Below are 15,686 nucleotides of genomic sequence, written 5' to 3'. Positions count from 1 at the left end.
TTTAGAGGAATATAGATGTCACCCTGGCTGACGGTAGTGGGAATCGGTGAAGACGGCTTCAAGGGCCTGGGCAAAAACGCCCGGCGTGCCCTGCTGGGCGCCTCGCGGATCGTCGGTGGCCAGCGCCAACTGGATTTGCTGCCGGTGTGTATTCGCGGTGAACGGCAATTGTGGCCGAGCCCGTTTTCCCTCGCGCCCGTGCTCGAACAGCGGGGCGAAGCGGTCTGCGTATTGGCCAGTGGTGATCCGATGTTTTACGGCGTCGGTGCCAGCCTCGCCCGCCAGGTGCCGAGCGAAGAGATGCTGATTCTGCCGGCGCCGTCGTCCTGTTCGCTGGCCGCTGCCCGCCTTGGCTGGCCGCTGCAGGAGGTGGTGACGCTGTCGCTGGTGGCCCGACCGCTGACGGCGCTCAATGCGCAACTATTCAGTGGCGTGCGTCTGTTGTTGCTGGGCAACGACGGGCAGAGCCCTGCGGCTGTTGCGCAATTGCTCCGCGAGCGCGGATTTGGTTCGAGTCGCCTGAGCGTTCTCGAGCATCTTGGCGGTGACGCCGAGCGGCGCATCGACAGTATCGCCGACGCCTGGGACGACGCGCCGATAGCCGACCTCAATGTGATCGCTATCGAATGCCTGGCCGATTCACAGGCCCCGCGCCTTTCACGTTTAGCCGGGTTGCCGGATTCAGCATTCCAGCACGACGGCCAACTGACCAAACGCGACGTGCGCGCCATCACCCTCGCCCGCCTCGCCCCGATACCCGGCGAACTGCTCTGGGACGTCGGCGCCGGCAGCGGTTCGATCGGCATCGAGTGGATGCGCGCGCACCCGAGCTGCCGCGCCTTGGCCATCGAAGCCGACGAAGGTCGCCAGCAATTGATCGAGCACAACCGCGATGCACTGGGTGTACCCGGCCTGCAATTGATTCGCGGCAAGGCACCGCAGGCTCTCGCCGGACTGGAGCGCCCGGATGCGATTTTCATCGGCGGCGGCGTCACCCGTGAGGGCGTGTTCGAAACCTGCTGGGAACACCTCAAGCCCGGTGGTCGTCTGGTCGCCAACGCGGTGACCCTGCAAAGCGAAGTGGCCCTGATGAACTGGCGCGAACGTTACGGCGGCGAGCTGACGCGCATCCATGTCGCCCAGGCGCAGCCACTTGGCGAGTTCGATACCTGGCGCCAAGCGTTGCCAATCACTCTGCTCGATCTGGTCAAACCCCTCGATGCGTGACGAAACCGCTGAACAACCTGCGCCCCTGCGCAGCGGCCTGACCACCGGCAGCTGCGCCACCGCCACCAGCCTTGCCGCCGCGCGCCTGTTGCTCGGCGGGATTTCAGCCGATGCGGTGCAGATCGTGTTACCCAAAGGCAAGCAGGTGCAGATGCGCCTGGAATTCTGTCGTTTAACCGATGACGGCGCCGAGGCCGGGACGATCAAGGATGCCGGTGACGATCCGGACGTGACCCACGGCGCCTTGCTCTATTCGCGGGTGCGACTGCTGAGTGAGCCGGGGATTCGTTTCAATGCCGGTGCCGGAGTTGGCACCGTGACCCGGCCAGGACTGGTGCTCGGCGTCGGTGAGCCGGCGATTAACCCGGTGCCGCGCAAAATGATCAGCGATCACCTGACGCTACTCGCCGCCGAGACCGGTTACGGCGGCGGCTTCGACGTCACGGTCAACGTCGAGGGCGGCGAAGCACTGGCGCTGAAAACCATGAACCCACGGCTGGGCATTCTCGGTGGATTATCTATCCTCGGCACCAGCGGCATCGTCCGGCCGTTTTCCTGTGCGGCTTACATCGCTTCGATTCATCAAGGCATCGACGTGGCGAAAACCAACGGTTATCTGCACATCGCCGCGTGCACCGGCAACGCCAGCGAGGACACCATGCGCCGGGTCTACGATCTGCCGGAAATCGCTCTGATCGAAATGGGCGATTTTGTCGGTGCAGTGCTCAAGCATCTGCGCAAAGTGCCTGTGGATAAACTCAGCCTGTGCGGCGGCTTCGGCAAGATCAGCAAACTGGCGGCCGGACACATGGATCTGCACTCGCGGCATTCGAGTATCGACTTGCTGCAACTGGCGGAGTGGGCGGCGGCGATTGGCGCCGATGAGGCGGTGCAGCAAGGCATTCGCGAGGCCAATACCAGTCAGCAGGCGTTGGCGATGGCCAGTGCGGCGGGGATTGCCCTCGGTGATGAAGTCTGCCGCCACGCCTTGAATTTTGCGCGCAGCGTGGTGCCGGCGCAGGTCCAGGTCGAGGTGTTTGCGATTGATCGTCAGGGCGGCATTGTCGGGCATGCCGGAGGTTTTGCATGAAGCGGGTTTTGTTGCTCGGCGGCGTCACGGAAGCGCTGGCGATTGCTCGCACGCTCGGGCCGCAACATATCTACAGCCTCGCCGGTGTTGGCCGGGTGCCGACGGATCTGACTTGTCAGGTACGCGTCGGTGGTTACGGTGGCGCCGAAGGACTGGCGCAATTCATTCGCGACGAAGGCATCGATCTGTTGCTCGACGCCACGCATCCCTATGCCGCACAGATCAGCCAGAACGCCGCAACCGCCGCGCGACTGACCGGCATCCCCTGCTGGGCATTACGTCGCCCGGCGTGGCAGCCGCAGCCCAGTGATGACTGGCGCGAAGTCAGCGATTGGGCCGAGTTGATCACAGCACTCAAACCGTTTCGTCGGCCACTGTTCACCCTCGGCCGCGAACCGCTGCAACATCTCGATGAAATCCCTCAGAACCAGTTCTGGACCTTGCGCGCCCTCGACGTCTACCCCGGCAACGAACGCTGCGAAGTGATCGGCGCCCGTGGGCCGTTTCTGCTTGAGGATGAGCGCGCACTGTTCGAGCGGCGGCAGATCGATGTGTTGATCAGCAAGAACAGCGGCAGCACCGCGACCGAGCCGAAGCTGGAAGTCGCGCGCGAGCGTGGGGTGCCGGTGCTGGTGTTGAAGCGACCGGGGTTGCCGGGGGTTGATCGGGAGTTTGCCTCGGTCGACAAAATCCTCGCTGCCCTCGCGACCTTTAACCGTATCTGAAAATAAGCACAGATCTCACGGCCGCCTGCGCCGGCAAGTCGAATCGTCGCACCGCCGCTCCCTCTGGGTTCGCGGGGTGAACAGGCTATGTGGTCGCCACTGACCAGTGTGGGAGCGAGCCTGCTCGCGAAGACGTCGGCAAAGTCTGCACATCATTGCCTGACCCACCGCTTTCGCGAGCAGGCTCGCTCCCACAATGTCACGGGCTCGACTGGATATCTGACTTGAATCCTACAAACGCGCCGGACACTGCCCACAACAACTTAACGAATCACTGACTATCGGCAGTCAGCGTCCACCTCTACGCTCAACGTCTTTGATTCCAAGGGCGTACACATCCAATGTCAGAAGAATTCGCCCGTTTTGACGCCGCCGAGTACCTCAAGACTCCCGAGGACATGGCGGCATATCTGGATGCCTGTTTTGACGATGATGAAGGCGACGGCGTCCTTATCCGTGCAGCGCTCAATGACATTGCCCGTGCTCAAGGCATGACACAAGTGGCGCGGGATGCAGGTTTGGGCCGCGAAAGTCTTTATAAAGCGCTGAGTAGCACTGGCAATCCCGAATTCGCAACTATCATGAAAGTCATGAAGGCTCTGGGTTTGCGATTGCATGCCGTAACACTGTGAAAGCGCTGCGACACCAAACCGCACGACGCTTTTTTACTTATCGGCCCTGATCAGGCTAAATAGCCGCGCCTGATCGACCACCCAATGGATCTGTCCCATGAACCGACACCGGCTAGCAATTGCCTGGATCGCCTGCTTTGCAGTGCTGTTCAACATGCTCGCCATGCCGATGACCGGGGCGATGGCGCAGGCGGCCAATTCACCGGCCGAGCAATTGCTCTGGAGCAGTTTCTGCACCGGCAGCGGGACGAAAATGGTGGCGATCAACATCGGCACCACCGATCAGAAAGCCCCGGCCAACGACACGCATTCGAACATGCAGCATTGCTGGTGCTGCTCAGGCTCGGCGCCACTGGTGGCGTTGCCGGGGCATTCGCCGCAGCTGTATTTCGCCCGCTACGAAAGCACTCGCAGCGTGGCGCCCGCCTCACTGCAAACACCGACTCCGCGCCAGCAATGGCCGAGTCTCAGTCCCCGCGCTTCCCCTCTGGTTTGATTTGTTCGCGCAATTGACCTGCGTTTCAAATCGTTCTGGAGAACTGCCATGTTGAACAAACTCATCGTCGTCGCTGCGCTACTGTTGCCGGCGTGCTTTGCCCATGCTCACGAATACAAGGCTGGCGAACTTGAGATCGCCCACCCGTGGTCGCAAGAATTGCCGCCGAATGCGCCAACCGTCGCCGCCTATTTCGTCATTCACAACGCCGGCAAAACTGCCGACCGACTGCTCAGTGTCGACTCGCCGATTGCTCCAGAGGCGCAACTGCACGAACATGTCATGCGGGGCGATCTGATGAAGATGCAGCAAGTGCCGAGCGTGGAAATCCCGGCCGGCGGCAACGTGACGTTTGCGCCGATGGCCTGGCACGTGATGCTGCTCAACCCAAAAGACCGCAGCCTGCTCAGCGACGGCAAACGCTTCCCCCTGACGATGCATTTCGAGAAGGCCGGTGACATCACCGTCGAAGTCTCGGTGCAGAAGAAACCACCGGAAACCACGCAGGCTCACGCGCACGCTCAGTAAGGCTTCCGGCAGACTCCGCCCATGCGCCCGCTGAACGCCAGGCCCTCCCGGCAACGCCGTCAGACTGAACACCTGACTCGCGCCAGCTGGATCGCCCTGTTCGCCATGTTGATGATCTTCATCGGCCCACTGATTTCTCAGTCGATGCCGATGGATCAACACGCCTCGACATCAAAGCCGATGAGCATGGACATGTCGATGGACATGCCGGGCATGGATCACAGCGGCCATGATGCACAACCGGCGGCAGAACACTGCCCGCCACAATCCTCGCACCACGTGCTGTGGGAAAAGTGCGGTTATTGCAGCCTGCTGTTCAATTGCCCGGCACTGACCGGCGGCGGCGATTTCGTCGCCTTCAATATTGCGCCGCTGAACACCTTCACCCCACCCTCCCCGCGCCTGGGCCACGCCCGTCAGACCTTCTTCCCCGGCGCCCGCAGCCGCGCCCCTCCCGTCACAGCGTAAACACCGCACCTCTGATTGCACACGGTTGAGAAGACAGCTTCAGGCTGCCGGCCGTGTCGTTTACGACTGTTTGATGGAAATTGTCATGTCCAGGTTTTCTGCTGTTCCACGCTCGGGCGTTGCCCCGGCGTCCTTCGCTCTGAACGAATCGCGGGTTCGTTTCAGGCACGCTACCGCCGTCCTTTGCGGCGTCCTGCTGTCACCGCTGGTACTGGCCGATGATCACGCCGGTCACCAGGAAGAACTGAGCCCGACGGTGATTACCGCAATTGCGCCGAGCTCGCCGCTGACCATCGTCACCAATCCAAAAGACCCGCGCCAACCGGTGCCGGCCAGTGACGGCGGCGATTATCTGAAGACCATTCCGGGCTTCTCGCTGGTACGCAATGGCGGCACCAACGGTGATCCGGTGCTGCGCGGCATGTTCGGCTCACGCCTGAACATCCTCACCAACGGCAGCATGATGCTCGGTGCCTGCCCCGGCCGGATGGACGCGCCGACTTCGTACATCTCGCCGGAAACCTACGACAAACTCACGGTGATCAAAGGCCCGCAAACCGTGCTTTACGGCCCGGGCGCATCGGCGGGTACGGTGCTGTTTGATCGTGAGCCGGAAAGCTTCAGCGAACTCGGCACCCGCGTGAATGCGAGCATTCTGGCCGGTTCTCACGGCCGCTTCGACAAGGTCGTCGATGCCGCTGCCGGTGGCCCGTTGGGTTATGTGCGCGTGATCGGCAACACCGCGCATTCCGACGATTACCGCGACGGCAACAACGACATCGTCGCCTCGCGCTACGACAAGTGGAACGGTGACATCGCGGTGGGCTGGACCCCGGACGCCGACACCCTGATCGAACTCACCGCCGGTAAGGGCGACGGTGAAGCACGCTACGCCGGGCGCGGCATGGATGGCTCGCAGTTTCTGCGTGAAAGCCTCGGCCTGCGTTTCGAAAAATCCAACATCACTGATGTGTTGGAGAAGCTCGAAGCGCAGGTCTACTACAACTACGCCGACCACGTGATGGACAACTACACCCTGCGCACGCCGTCCGCCACCGGGATGATGGCCGGGCCCATGGCGTCCAATGTCGACCGCCGCACCCTCGGCGCACGGATCAAGGCCACCTGGCGCTGGGCTGATATTCAGTTGATCACCGGCCTCGACGCGCAGACCAACGAACACCGTCAGCGCAGCGGCATGGGCATCGATACCTACAAGGATCAGCCGTTCACCAAGGACGCCGATTTCCATAACTACGGCATGTTCAGCGAAATGACCTGGTACGCCGCCGACCGTGATCGCCTGATCACTGGCGCCCGCGTCGACCGCGCCTCGGCCAAGGATTATCGGCAGACCACCGGTTCGGGAATGATGAGCCGCCCCAACCCGACCGCCGATGACACCCGTGCCGACACCCTGCCGAGCGGTTTCCTCCGTTACGAGCACGACCTCGCCGACAGCCCGACCACGCTCTATGCAGGCCTCGGCCACGCACAACGCTTCCCGGATTACTGGGAGCTGTTTTCGCCCAAGTCCGGCCCGGCGGGATCGGTCAATGCATTCGATTCGATCAAACCGGAAAAGACTACGCAGTTCGACTTTGGCGTGAACTACAAATCTGCCGAACTTGAAGCTTGGGCCTCGGGTTATATCGGCGTGGTCCGCGATTACATCCTCTTCGACTACACGCCTGGAATGATGGGCATGAGCACCTCGCGCGCCGAGAACATCGATGCGCGGATCATGGGCGGTGAAGTCGGTGCCGCGTACAGACTCACCGACCACTGGAAAGCCGATGCGACCGTGGCCTACGCCTGGGGCAAGAACAGCAGCGACGGCACGGCCCTGCCGCAAATGCCGCCACTGGATGCACGTTTCGGTCTGACCTATACCGAAGTCAACTGGAGCGCTGGCGCACTGTGGCGGGTGGTTGCCGCGCAAAACCGTATCGACCAGAACAAGGGCAACGTGGTCGGCAAGGATTACGACAAGAGTTCGGGCTTCGGCGTGTTCTCACTCAACGGTGCCTACCGGATCAACAAGAACTGGAAAGTCAGCAGCGGCGTCGACAACCTGTTCGGCAAGGCTTACGCCGAACACCTGAACCTGGCGGGCAACGCCGGGTTCGGCTACCCGGCCAATGACCCGCAAGCGATCAATGAACCGGGGCGCACGCTCTGGACCAAGGTCGACATGAGTTTCTAACACCTACCCACCCATGTGGGAGCGAGCCTGCTCGCGAAGGGGACGGCACATTCAACATTGATGTCGTCTGGCACGACGCCTTCGCGAGCAGGCTCGCTCCCACAAGGTTGCAGAACAACCAGAAGATCCAAGCCAAGCGGAGCACACGTGATGAAACAGCCCAAACCGAATTTCTACAACCTGGCCTGGCGTTGGCATTTTTACGCCGGTCTCTTCGTCGCCCCTTTCATGGTGATGCTGGCCCTGACCGGCATCATTTACCTGTTCAAACCGCAGCTCGATTCGCTGATGTACAGCAGCCTGCTCAACGTCCCGGCCGGCCATCACACGGTGCCCGCCGATGACTTGCTGCAACGGGTGAAAAGCGCTTATCCACAAGCTCAGATCACCCAGTACCTGCCGCCGGTCAACGCCGAACGCAGCGCACAGTTTGTGGTGACCAACGCCGGCCACGAACTTAATGTTTTCGTCGACCCGTATCACGGCGACATCCTCGGTGAGCAGGATGCCAAACAAAATCTGCAAGCCATCGCCCGCGCAATCCACGGCGAATTGATGATCGGCACCGTTGGTGACCGCCTTATCGAAATGGCCGCCGGCTGGGGCGTGGTGCTGGTGGTGTCCGGCCTGTTCCTGTGGTGGCCGCGCGGTCAGGCAGCGGGGATTCTGTGGCCGCGCCTGAATAGTCGCGGTCGCGTATTGTGGCGTGATCTGCACGCCGTCACCGGGTTCTGGGGCGCGACATTGCTGCTGGTGATGTTGCTCAGCGGCATGACCTGGACCGGTTTCTGGGGCAAGCAATACGCCCAGGTGTGGAACGTGTTCCCGGCGGCGATGTGGGACAACGTGCCAACCTCCGACGTCGAGGCGCGTAGCCTGAACACCGCCACGCGGCAGACCGTGCCATGGGCGATGGAAAACACGCCGATGCCAATGTCCGGCGACCACGCCGAACACATGGCGCACGGTGCAGCCAACGCCGGTCCCGCAGCACCCACCATCAGCCTGCAAGACGTGCAGAACATTGCCACCCAGCGCAAAGTCGAGCCGGGCTACAGCATCACCCTGCCGACCACCGCCACCGGTGTGTTCACCATCGCCGTGTTCGCCGATGACCCGCGCAACGATGCGACCCTGCATGTCGATCAGTACACCGGCAAAGTCCTCGCCGATGTGCGTTTCGAACAATATGGCACCGTCGCCCGCGCCACTGAGATCGGTGTGATGCTCCACGAGGGCAAGATGTTCGGCACCTTCAACCAGATCCTCGTGCTGCTGATCTGCCTGATGATTCTGCTCAGCGCTATCAGCGGTGTGGTGATCTGGTGGAAGCGTCGGCCACAGGGCAAATTCGGCGTGCCACCGCTGCGTCATGACTTGCCGAAGTGGAAAACCGGCGTGGTGATCATGCTCGCACTGGCGGTGGTGTTCCCATTGGTAGGCGCTTCGCTGGTGGTGGTGTGGTTGCTGGATCGAGTGCTGCTGTCGCGCTTTGGCCGGCAGCCTGAATCTGCCTCGACGTAAGTGAGACTCAGTGTGGAGTGGCCGCCGACGGCGGCACACTCCTGTTATGTCGCCGCTAAATCGAGCGTTACAACTCGTCCCTGACTCGTGCCCCACCCTCGGTTGCAGGCTGCTGGCGGCGCACTCTCCAGCCGGCGCCCATGCGACCGGTCTGACGCCAGTAATGCCCCGCGACCAGCACTCTGAATTCGCCCAGTTCCATCAGTTGTGAAACAAACTCGCCCGGACTTAGCCGGCTGACCCAACGCCCGGCTTCGAAAGCCACAGGTCGGGTCAGCAGCAAATCCCTCTCGGCCTGCGAGTAAACAGGCGTGTACTTGATCAACACGTGGTTCGGCGTTGAGTAGTAATAATCCTGAATGTCGAAACCCTGGGCCTTGAGTTCATGTGTGTGCGCATGCACTCGCGCAGGCGAAGCGAAATTTGCTCTGACATCATCCGTGTCCGGTGCGAGCGTGGTATTGCCCGACAGATGGAACTGGTGGCTGGCCACGAGTGTGTAGCCATTGGGGTAACGCGCCGCCGGATTTCGCCAACTGATCGTCGGATCCCTGGACGAGCGGAATATCCGCAGGACAGGGTCCTCCGCATAAGCGGACCACGCTATGGGCTCGAGCGGGACGAATCGACTGCTCGTCGACCGCGCCAGAATGGCGCCTTCGTAACCGGTTCTGCTATCAGCGTTTTCGTCCGTGCGTTGTTGCGCATAGCGGGCGGCATCGTCGGGGTGATGAAAAACCGGCCCCAGCGCCGGCACCGGATTATCTCGCCATCGTTGTTCGCTCGAACTATCGGCCATACGCGGTTGCCAACGCTCATCCACTTGACCATGCCGCGACCAGTAATCACTGGTTTCAATAACCTCGAGCCGGCCGGCCTTGGCCATCCGGTGCACGTAGTCTGTAAATCTGAATCGGCCCCTGGCAATGTCACGTTCATCAATCGCTGCTTGCTCGCGCGATACAAACGCATTGGGGCGCAACTCCACCTGCCCGTAAGCGTCGTAGAACACGCCGGGTTCAAACGCATGCAATTGCAGTTTCAGCAACGCGTCACCGGCACAGGAGATGTAGATCGGTCTGTACCCCTGCGGCGTACTGGCGCGTCGGCATGCTTGCTGGACATCGCTGGGGGTTACAAAGACATTCCTCACATCGTCAGGCCGTGCGCCGAGCGGAGGCAGCGCTGCGCGCAGATAAATCGAATCCTGTGCAAACCCCGACAACAGGCGTGCCCGTTCGAAAACTCGATCCACAGCCAATTCAGAGCGTTGCACTTCAACGGGCAGGCTGGCGAGGAACAAGCCATCCCGAGAGCGCAGAATGAATCCGAACGTCTGGGTGTCCCTGCTCACCGAGATTTCATGAACATACCGACCAGCAGCATCTGCCTGAATGAATACCGGACTGCAAAGCGGAGCGCTCGCGGCTCTGGTGTAATCCATTACGGGCAGCAGATCCGCAGAGTAAGGAACCCAGCGACTCACCTGTCGGGGCAAACCCCAGGTTTCACTGCCGATGACAACTTGCAGATAGCCAGTCTTTGCCAAGGCGTCGACCCATTCACTCGGTTTCAGTTTCGCGCTGCGTATGCGCTGTTTTATCGCGTCGCCATCCAGGGTGGCAGGAACCGATTTGTAGTCCGTCAGAACGGCCACCAGATCTGCTCGCAGACGATCCCATATTCCCGGCTGATAGCGGATCAACGAACCGTCGGGGCCAAACAGATATTCCTCCCATGCCACTCTTGGCAACCGTGTGAAGGCTGAGTACACGGTGTCGACGGACAGCATGTTCAGATAGAGCTGCTTCTCGACACGAGAAAAAATCACCGACAGCTCCCGTGCGACTCTGGATCGATAACGCGCCGTGATCCTGCAGCCAGCAGGAAATACGCCCGCGCCCTCGCTTTCATCCGGAAAAATCTCGGTAATGTCGAAATCCTCCCGCGACACCTCGAGAGGCGCAGAGGCCAAATACAAACCGTCGGGCCGTTTCAGAATGACGCCGCCAAAAGGTTTGTCCGTACCCAGGGGCAAGCTCGATTTGGCAAACGCCGCAGCATCGTCAGCACTTTGGAAAACCGGGCCGAGCCAGCGTCGCTGCAGATGCGCGTAGGGCTGCCACGTTGGCCCGACCCATCCTGACCGATCCCAGCACTCGCTGGTTCGCACCACCGAAAGTTCACCGCTTTCGGCGACCTCATGGACAAAATCCGTCGGCAGCCACTCGCCAGAAGCGAGGCCTCGCTTGATCGAGTCAAGTGTTGTCTGAGACGTGTCGTCATGGAACAACTTGCTTGCCGTATTCCTCGCGTACCTCAGCAGACCACCGTCCCGAGTGGCAAGGTAAAACGCGGCGGGGCCTGAATCTATTACAGGCCGTCGGCGACCAAAGTACATCGCCGTTGTCAGGTTATCCGGTGAGACAAAATACTGCGCCAGCCAGTCCTCAGGGCTGCTAGACGGTGCTTTTACTCTCTGGTGCACATAAAAGCTCCCATATATGTCGAAGCCATCCGGGTACTGATACCAGGGCGCTGACCGTCGAGGGGCAAATACCGATTCCAGTCGAAACAGATTGCTGTCCTGGCCACTGACAGGAAACAGCTCAGTACCAATGTATTCCTCCCGGGCCTCGTGCTTGAGAATGAATGCGAACCAGGCTCTGTTCTCATCGTGCAAACGCCTGTCGCCAGCAAACAGATGCTGCGCCGCCTCGTCCGCCGAAGCACAGACTGGACCGTACATAACGAACTCAGGCCGCTTCCATGGCAATGGCCAAGGAGAAGATGACCGGGACGATGACGACGAGGGATACGGTGGCAGGGACGGCTGGGGCAGGGACGGCGTAGGCAGTGTCGGTATGGGCGGCGGCGGTTCGGTGGATGTTGACCCGGCGGATTCTGGCATGCTCCAGCCCGGCAGTACTTGGCCGCGATGCCCCCACAACTCGTTGTCCGTCAGGTTGAACAGCCAGCCGGCGGCGGCCTGCTCCCGGATGAAGTCTTGCGGTCGTTTGCTGCCCTTGTCCAGCTCCAGCGCCAACGGACCGGGATGCAAACGTGTTCCCAGGCGTCGCGCCAGATCCTTCGAAGCCAGGGTTGCGTGAGGTGCGAATCTGACCAGGCTGTCCATCGCAGCAGAGCAATACAGAACGGTCTCATCAAGCAATACCTGCCGGATCTCCTCGACACTTAACATCTGCAGGCTGAGCAACGCCTCCTGGAACGTCCACTGGCGGAAATCGATATTGACCTGCTCAAGCCGTGTGAGTGCGACGTGGGAGACATAACGGGCATGCACCACGTGGTTGTCGGGGAAAACCGGATGCCCTCGATTATCCCGAGGATAAAGGCGCCCCTGTTCAAGCACATCGATATCCCCCTCCAGCGGCTCGGTGACCACAAAGCGTTTGTCGTTGCGTTGAAATACATAGCCTGCGTACTGTCGGTCACGGCGAATGCCGACTTGTTCGTGGGCATACCGAACAGCGTCATCGGCGGATAAAAACGCCCGACTCAATGACGGCCAGGGAAAATCCGCGAAAGGCGCCCACGCCAGGTCCAGCCTCCCCAAATGCGCCCATAGCGCGCTGCCCCGCACAACCTCGATCCGGCCAGCCAATATCAGCATCGAGACAAATTCCCGTGGCTGCAATGCCCCGTTCAACAGTCTGGATTGCACCCCGGCATCGTTGATCGCCCCGTCGGAATGCTCGATGCTCAGTGCGCTTTCAATCTCACTGCCGCTGAAGCTGTACTTCAACATGGAGGCATCTTGCGCCAGCATGTACAGCGACAAAGGCCGGCGGACCGCAGACAGCTTTCTGCTCCGGCCCTGACAGGCAATGGCCAAAGCTATCTCCTGCGGCGTGAAGAAATTCTCGTAGAGCCACGATTGAGCAGGAGGAAACTGCGAAGGATCCGGGCGTGATGCGTAGTAGAAGCCTTCCAGCTCATAGCCGTTGGGCAACTGCAGTTGACCATCAACATCCGCCGCAAAGATCTTCGCAGGATCCCATGACGCCAGCCCGGCCGGCCGCGCATGGGTCGCTACATACTCCTCGCCGGCAGTCTTTTTCAGCAGCAGCCCCCACGTTTGCGCGCCTCTGGACTTCAGTGCAGCAAGAACGGCACGTTCAGCACTGGCACAGACGCGGGTCATCAGCGGTAACCCGGCCACCCGGCCTTTGTTAAACGGCTGGCCGGCTTTCCAGTCCGGCGGCACTTGACCAACGGAATGCCCCCAGTCTGCGTGCGAAACAATGACTTTCAGTTCACCCACGGACGCAAGTCTGTTGATGATGCTCATGACGTCATAAGTCCCCCCCGGATTACCCGACGGCGAACCGGCCTTGCGCCAGAGGTAGTAACTGAACTCCTCTTTCGAGCCACTCGGCGAATATTTGAGCAAGGTTCCATCGGGTCCGGACAGATACGCACTGCGAAAAAAGTCCTTCGCTGCCACATCTGCGACGAAATCCAGATCGGAGAAAAAATTGATGAAAAGCCTGATCAGCCTTTCATCCTGACGTGGGTTGGCTTTGCGAACTTCCTCGTACAGAGGCGCATGGCAATGCAGGTTCGCCACGCATCTATAGCCACGAGGGTGCACGTAGCGGCCTGCGGCATCGACTTCGATGATGCTACCGAAATCGAAGCGTGTGACTTCTCCCGGGACGGGTGAGGTGGCGACGAATCGCCCATCCGGGCGAAGCAGGATCACGCTGCCATATTCCCTGTCCGTTTTCTGGGGAATACGGGTATGGACCCAATAGGCAGCATCCTCCTCAGTCAGAAACGCCGGACTCAGGGGCGGCAGCCTGAGTTTGCGGGAAGGTTTGGCGGCACGGTCGGTCCGGCCTGAAACATCACTCATGATAAGCATCCTGCGAAATAGAATCGGGATAACGATCGAATGAGTCTGTTCCTGCCGGCCTGGCGAGCCGTGGTACATGTTTATCGTTTATGTGTCCGCATCTGCCAGCACACGCCGCGCCCCAAACTGGCGCACCTCTGCGCACCAACACCCGCAACCTGTCCATTCCTGGTGCGCCCCCTCTGTCACGCAACCGCTCTGAAACGACATTTCCTTGCCCGATCCCGACCGGGCACAGCCCTTGCAAAACACACCTTCAGTCGTCCGCATCTGCCAACCAGAAAAATTAAATGTTCATGGAGATCGCACAATGAAGCGTCGCAGTTTGATCAAGGCTTTCACACTCACGGCATCCATTGCCGCGATGGGCATGACCTGGACTGTCCAGGCCGCCGAGACCATCAAGGTCGGGATTCTGCATTCGCTGTCCGGCACCATGGCGATCTCCGAAACGTCGCTCAAAGACATGGCGCTGATGACCATCGACGAGATCAACGCCAAGGGCGGCGTCAACGGCAAGATGCTTGAGCCGGTCGTGGTTGACCCGGCGTCGAACTGGCCGCTGTTCGCCGAAAAGGGCCGGCAGTTGCTGACTCAGGATAAGGTTGCCGTGGTTTTCGGCTGCTGGACTTCGGTGTCGCGTAAATCGGTTTTGCCGGTGTTCGAAGAGCTTAACGGCCTGCTGTTCTACCCGGTGCAGTACGAAGGCGAAGAGATGTCGCCGAACGTGTTTTACACCGGCGCCGCGCCGAACCAGCAAGCGATCCCGGCGGTTGAATACCTGATGAGCGAAGAAGGCGGCAGCGCCAAACGCTACTTCCTGCTCGGCACCGACTACGTCTACCCGCGCACCACCAACAAGATCCTGCGCTCGTTCCTGCACTCCAAAGGCGTGGCCGACAAGGACATCGAAGAGGTCTACACGCCGTTCGGGCACAGCGACTATCAAACCATCGTTGCCAACATCAAAAAATTCTCGGCCGGTGGTAAGACTGCCGTCATCTCGACGGTCAACGGCGACTCCAACGTGCCGTTCTACAAAGAGCTGGCCAACCAAGGCCTGAAGGCGACCGACGTACCGGTTGTGGCGTTCTCGGTCGGCGAAGAAGAACTGCGCGGTATCGACACCAAACCGCTGGTGGGCAACCTCGCGGCGTGGAACTACTTCGAGTCGGTAGAGAACCCGCAGAACCAGAAATTCGTCGCTGACTGGAAGGCCTACGCGAAGAAACACAACCTGCCGGGCGCCGACAAAGCCGTGACCAACGACCCGATGGAAGCCACTTACGTCGGCATCCACATGTGGGCGCAAGCGGTTGAGAAAGCCAAGTCCACCGACGTCGACAAAGTCCGTGGAGCCCTCGCCGGCCAGACCTTTGCCGCGCCGTCCGGGTACACGCTGACCATGGACAAGACCAATCACCACCTGCACAAACCGGTGATGATCGGCGAGATTCAGGCCGACGGTCAGTTCAACGTGGTGTGGCAGACCGAAGGGCCGATCCGCGCGCAACCGTGGAGCCCGTTCATTCAGGGCAACGACAAGAAGCCGGATTATGCGGTGAAGAGCAACTGAGTCTGACTTGGGTTTTGGGCTGGGGCGGAGATCTTTTCCCCCTCACCCCAGCCCTCTCCCCCAAGGGGTAGAGGGGAAAGGGAGCTGATCTATGGCTTTCAGAACCTGAGTTGGACGCAGGAATGTCAGGTCGGTATTGGATGATCTGACAATTCGGTCAGCCCCCTCTCCCTTTGGGAGAGGGGGAAAAGGTAGAAGATCTCTATGGCTTTCAGAACTTGAATTCGACGCAGGAATGTCAGGTCGGTGCTGGATGACCTGACACCTCGGTCAGTCCCCTCTCCCTTTGGGAGAGGGTTAGGGTGAGGGGCGGATTCACAGCCGGACACCGCTCC

At 60.5% G+C, this 15,686-nt stretch carries 11 protein-coding genes; 10 read left to right on the top strand and 1 reads right to left on the bottom strand.

From position 1 onward, the window contains the following. Positions 1 to 15: 15 nt before the first annotated feature. The 9 genes from cbiE (at position 16) to ACRRSD_RS18400 (ending at position 8,896) form a co-directional block, all read left to right on the top strand. A complete protein-coding gene (cbiE, locus tag ACRRSD_RS18440) occupies positions 16 to 1,227 on the top strand; it encodes a precorrin-6y C5,15-methyltransferase (decarboxylating) subunit CbiE (RefSeq protein ID WP_435034577.1) in 1,212 nt (403 codons plus the stop codon). Then, positions 1,220 to 2,317, top strand: coding sequence for a cobalt-precorrin-5B (C(1))-methyltransferase (locus tag ACRRSD_RS18435; protein ID WP_435034575.1), 1,098 nt, complete (start codon positions 1,220 to 1,222; stop codon positions 2,315 to 2,317). Before cbiE ends, ACRRSD_RS18435 begins: the two co-directional genes overlap by 8 nt. Next, positions 2,314 to 3,042, top strand: coding sequence for a cobalt-precorrin-6A reductase (locus ACRRSD_RS18430; RefSeq protein WP_435034573.1), 729 nt, complete (start codon positions 2,314 to 2,316; stop codon positions 3,040 to 3,042). The genes ACRRSD_RS18435 and ACRRSD_RS18430 overlap by 4 nt, the downstream gene beginning before the upstream one ends. Positions 3,043 to 3,383: 341 nt before the next feature. Beyond that, positions 3,384 to 3,674 carry an addiction module antidote protein gene (locus ACRRSD_RS18425; RefSeq protein ID WP_077570750.1) on the top strand — a complete coding sequence of 97 codons (291 nt, stop codon included), beginning with the start codon at positions 3,384 to 3,386 and terminating at the stop codon, positions 3,672 to 3,674. Positions 3,675 to 3,771: 97 nt separating this feature from the next. Continuing rightward, positions 3,772 to 4,170 (top strand): DUF2946 domain-containing protein, encoded by a 399-nt coding sequence (locus tag ACRRSD_RS18420; RefSeq protein WP_435034572.1) that lies wholly within the window; start codon positions 3,772 to 3,774, stop codon positions 4,168 to 4,170. Positions 4,171 to 4,218: 48 nt separating this feature from the next. Next, complete coding sequence (locus ACRRSD_RS18415) at positions 4,219 to 4,698, top strand: copper chaperone PCu(A)C (protein WP_435034571.1); 480 nt, start codon at positions 4,219 to 4,221, stop codon at positions 4,696 to 4,698. A gap of 21 nt (positions 4,699 to 4,719) precedes the next feature. Beyond that, entirely contained in the window at positions 4,720 to 5,166 is a 447-nt protein-coding gene (locus ACRRSD_RS18410; protein WP_435034570.1) for a DUF2946 domain-containing protein, read from the top strand. 85 nt (positions 5,167 to 5,251) lie between these two features. Next, entirely contained in the window at positions 5,252 to 7,372 is a 2,121-nt protein-coding gene (locus ACRRSD_RS18405; RefSeq protein ID WP_435034569.1) for a TonB-dependent copper receptor, read from the top strand. 150 nt (positions 7,373 to 7,522) lie between these two features. Next, a complete protein-coding gene (locus ACRRSD_RS18400) occupies positions 7,523 to 8,896 on the top strand; it encodes a PepSY-associated TM helix domain-containing protein (RefSeq protein ID WP_435034567.1) in 1,374 nt (457 codons plus the stop codon). Between the two features lie 67 nt (positions 8,897 to 8,963). Here ACRRSD_RS18400 and ACRRSD_RS18395 read toward each other — a convergent pair whose 3' ends face one another. After that, a complete protein-coding gene (locus ACRRSD_RS18395; protein WP_435034566.1) occupies positions 8,964 to 13,775 on the bottom strand; it encodes a DUF4329 domain-containing protein in 4,812 nt (1,603 codons plus the stop codon). 310 nt (positions 13,776 to 14,085) lie between these two features. On the opposite strand from ACRRSD_RS18395, the gene urtA reads away from it, so the two are divergent. Continuing rightward, a complete protein-coding gene (gene urtA, locus ACRRSD_RS18390) occupies positions 14,086 to 15,351 on the top strand; it encodes an urea ABC transporter substrate-binding protein (RefSeq protein WP_435034564.1) in 1,266 nt (421 codons plus the stop codon). The last annotated feature ends 335 nt before the right edge of the window (positions 15,352 to 15,686 follow it).

The sequence above is a fragment of the Pseudomonas neuropathica genome, assembly GCF_051174785.1.
GTDB classification, from domain to species: domain Bacteria; phylum Pseudomonadota; class Gammaproteobacteria; order Pseudomonadales; family Pseudomonadaceae; genus Aquipseudomonas; species Aquipseudomonas neuropathica_A.
This window is presented reverse-complemented; position numbering and strand designations above follow the sequence as displayed.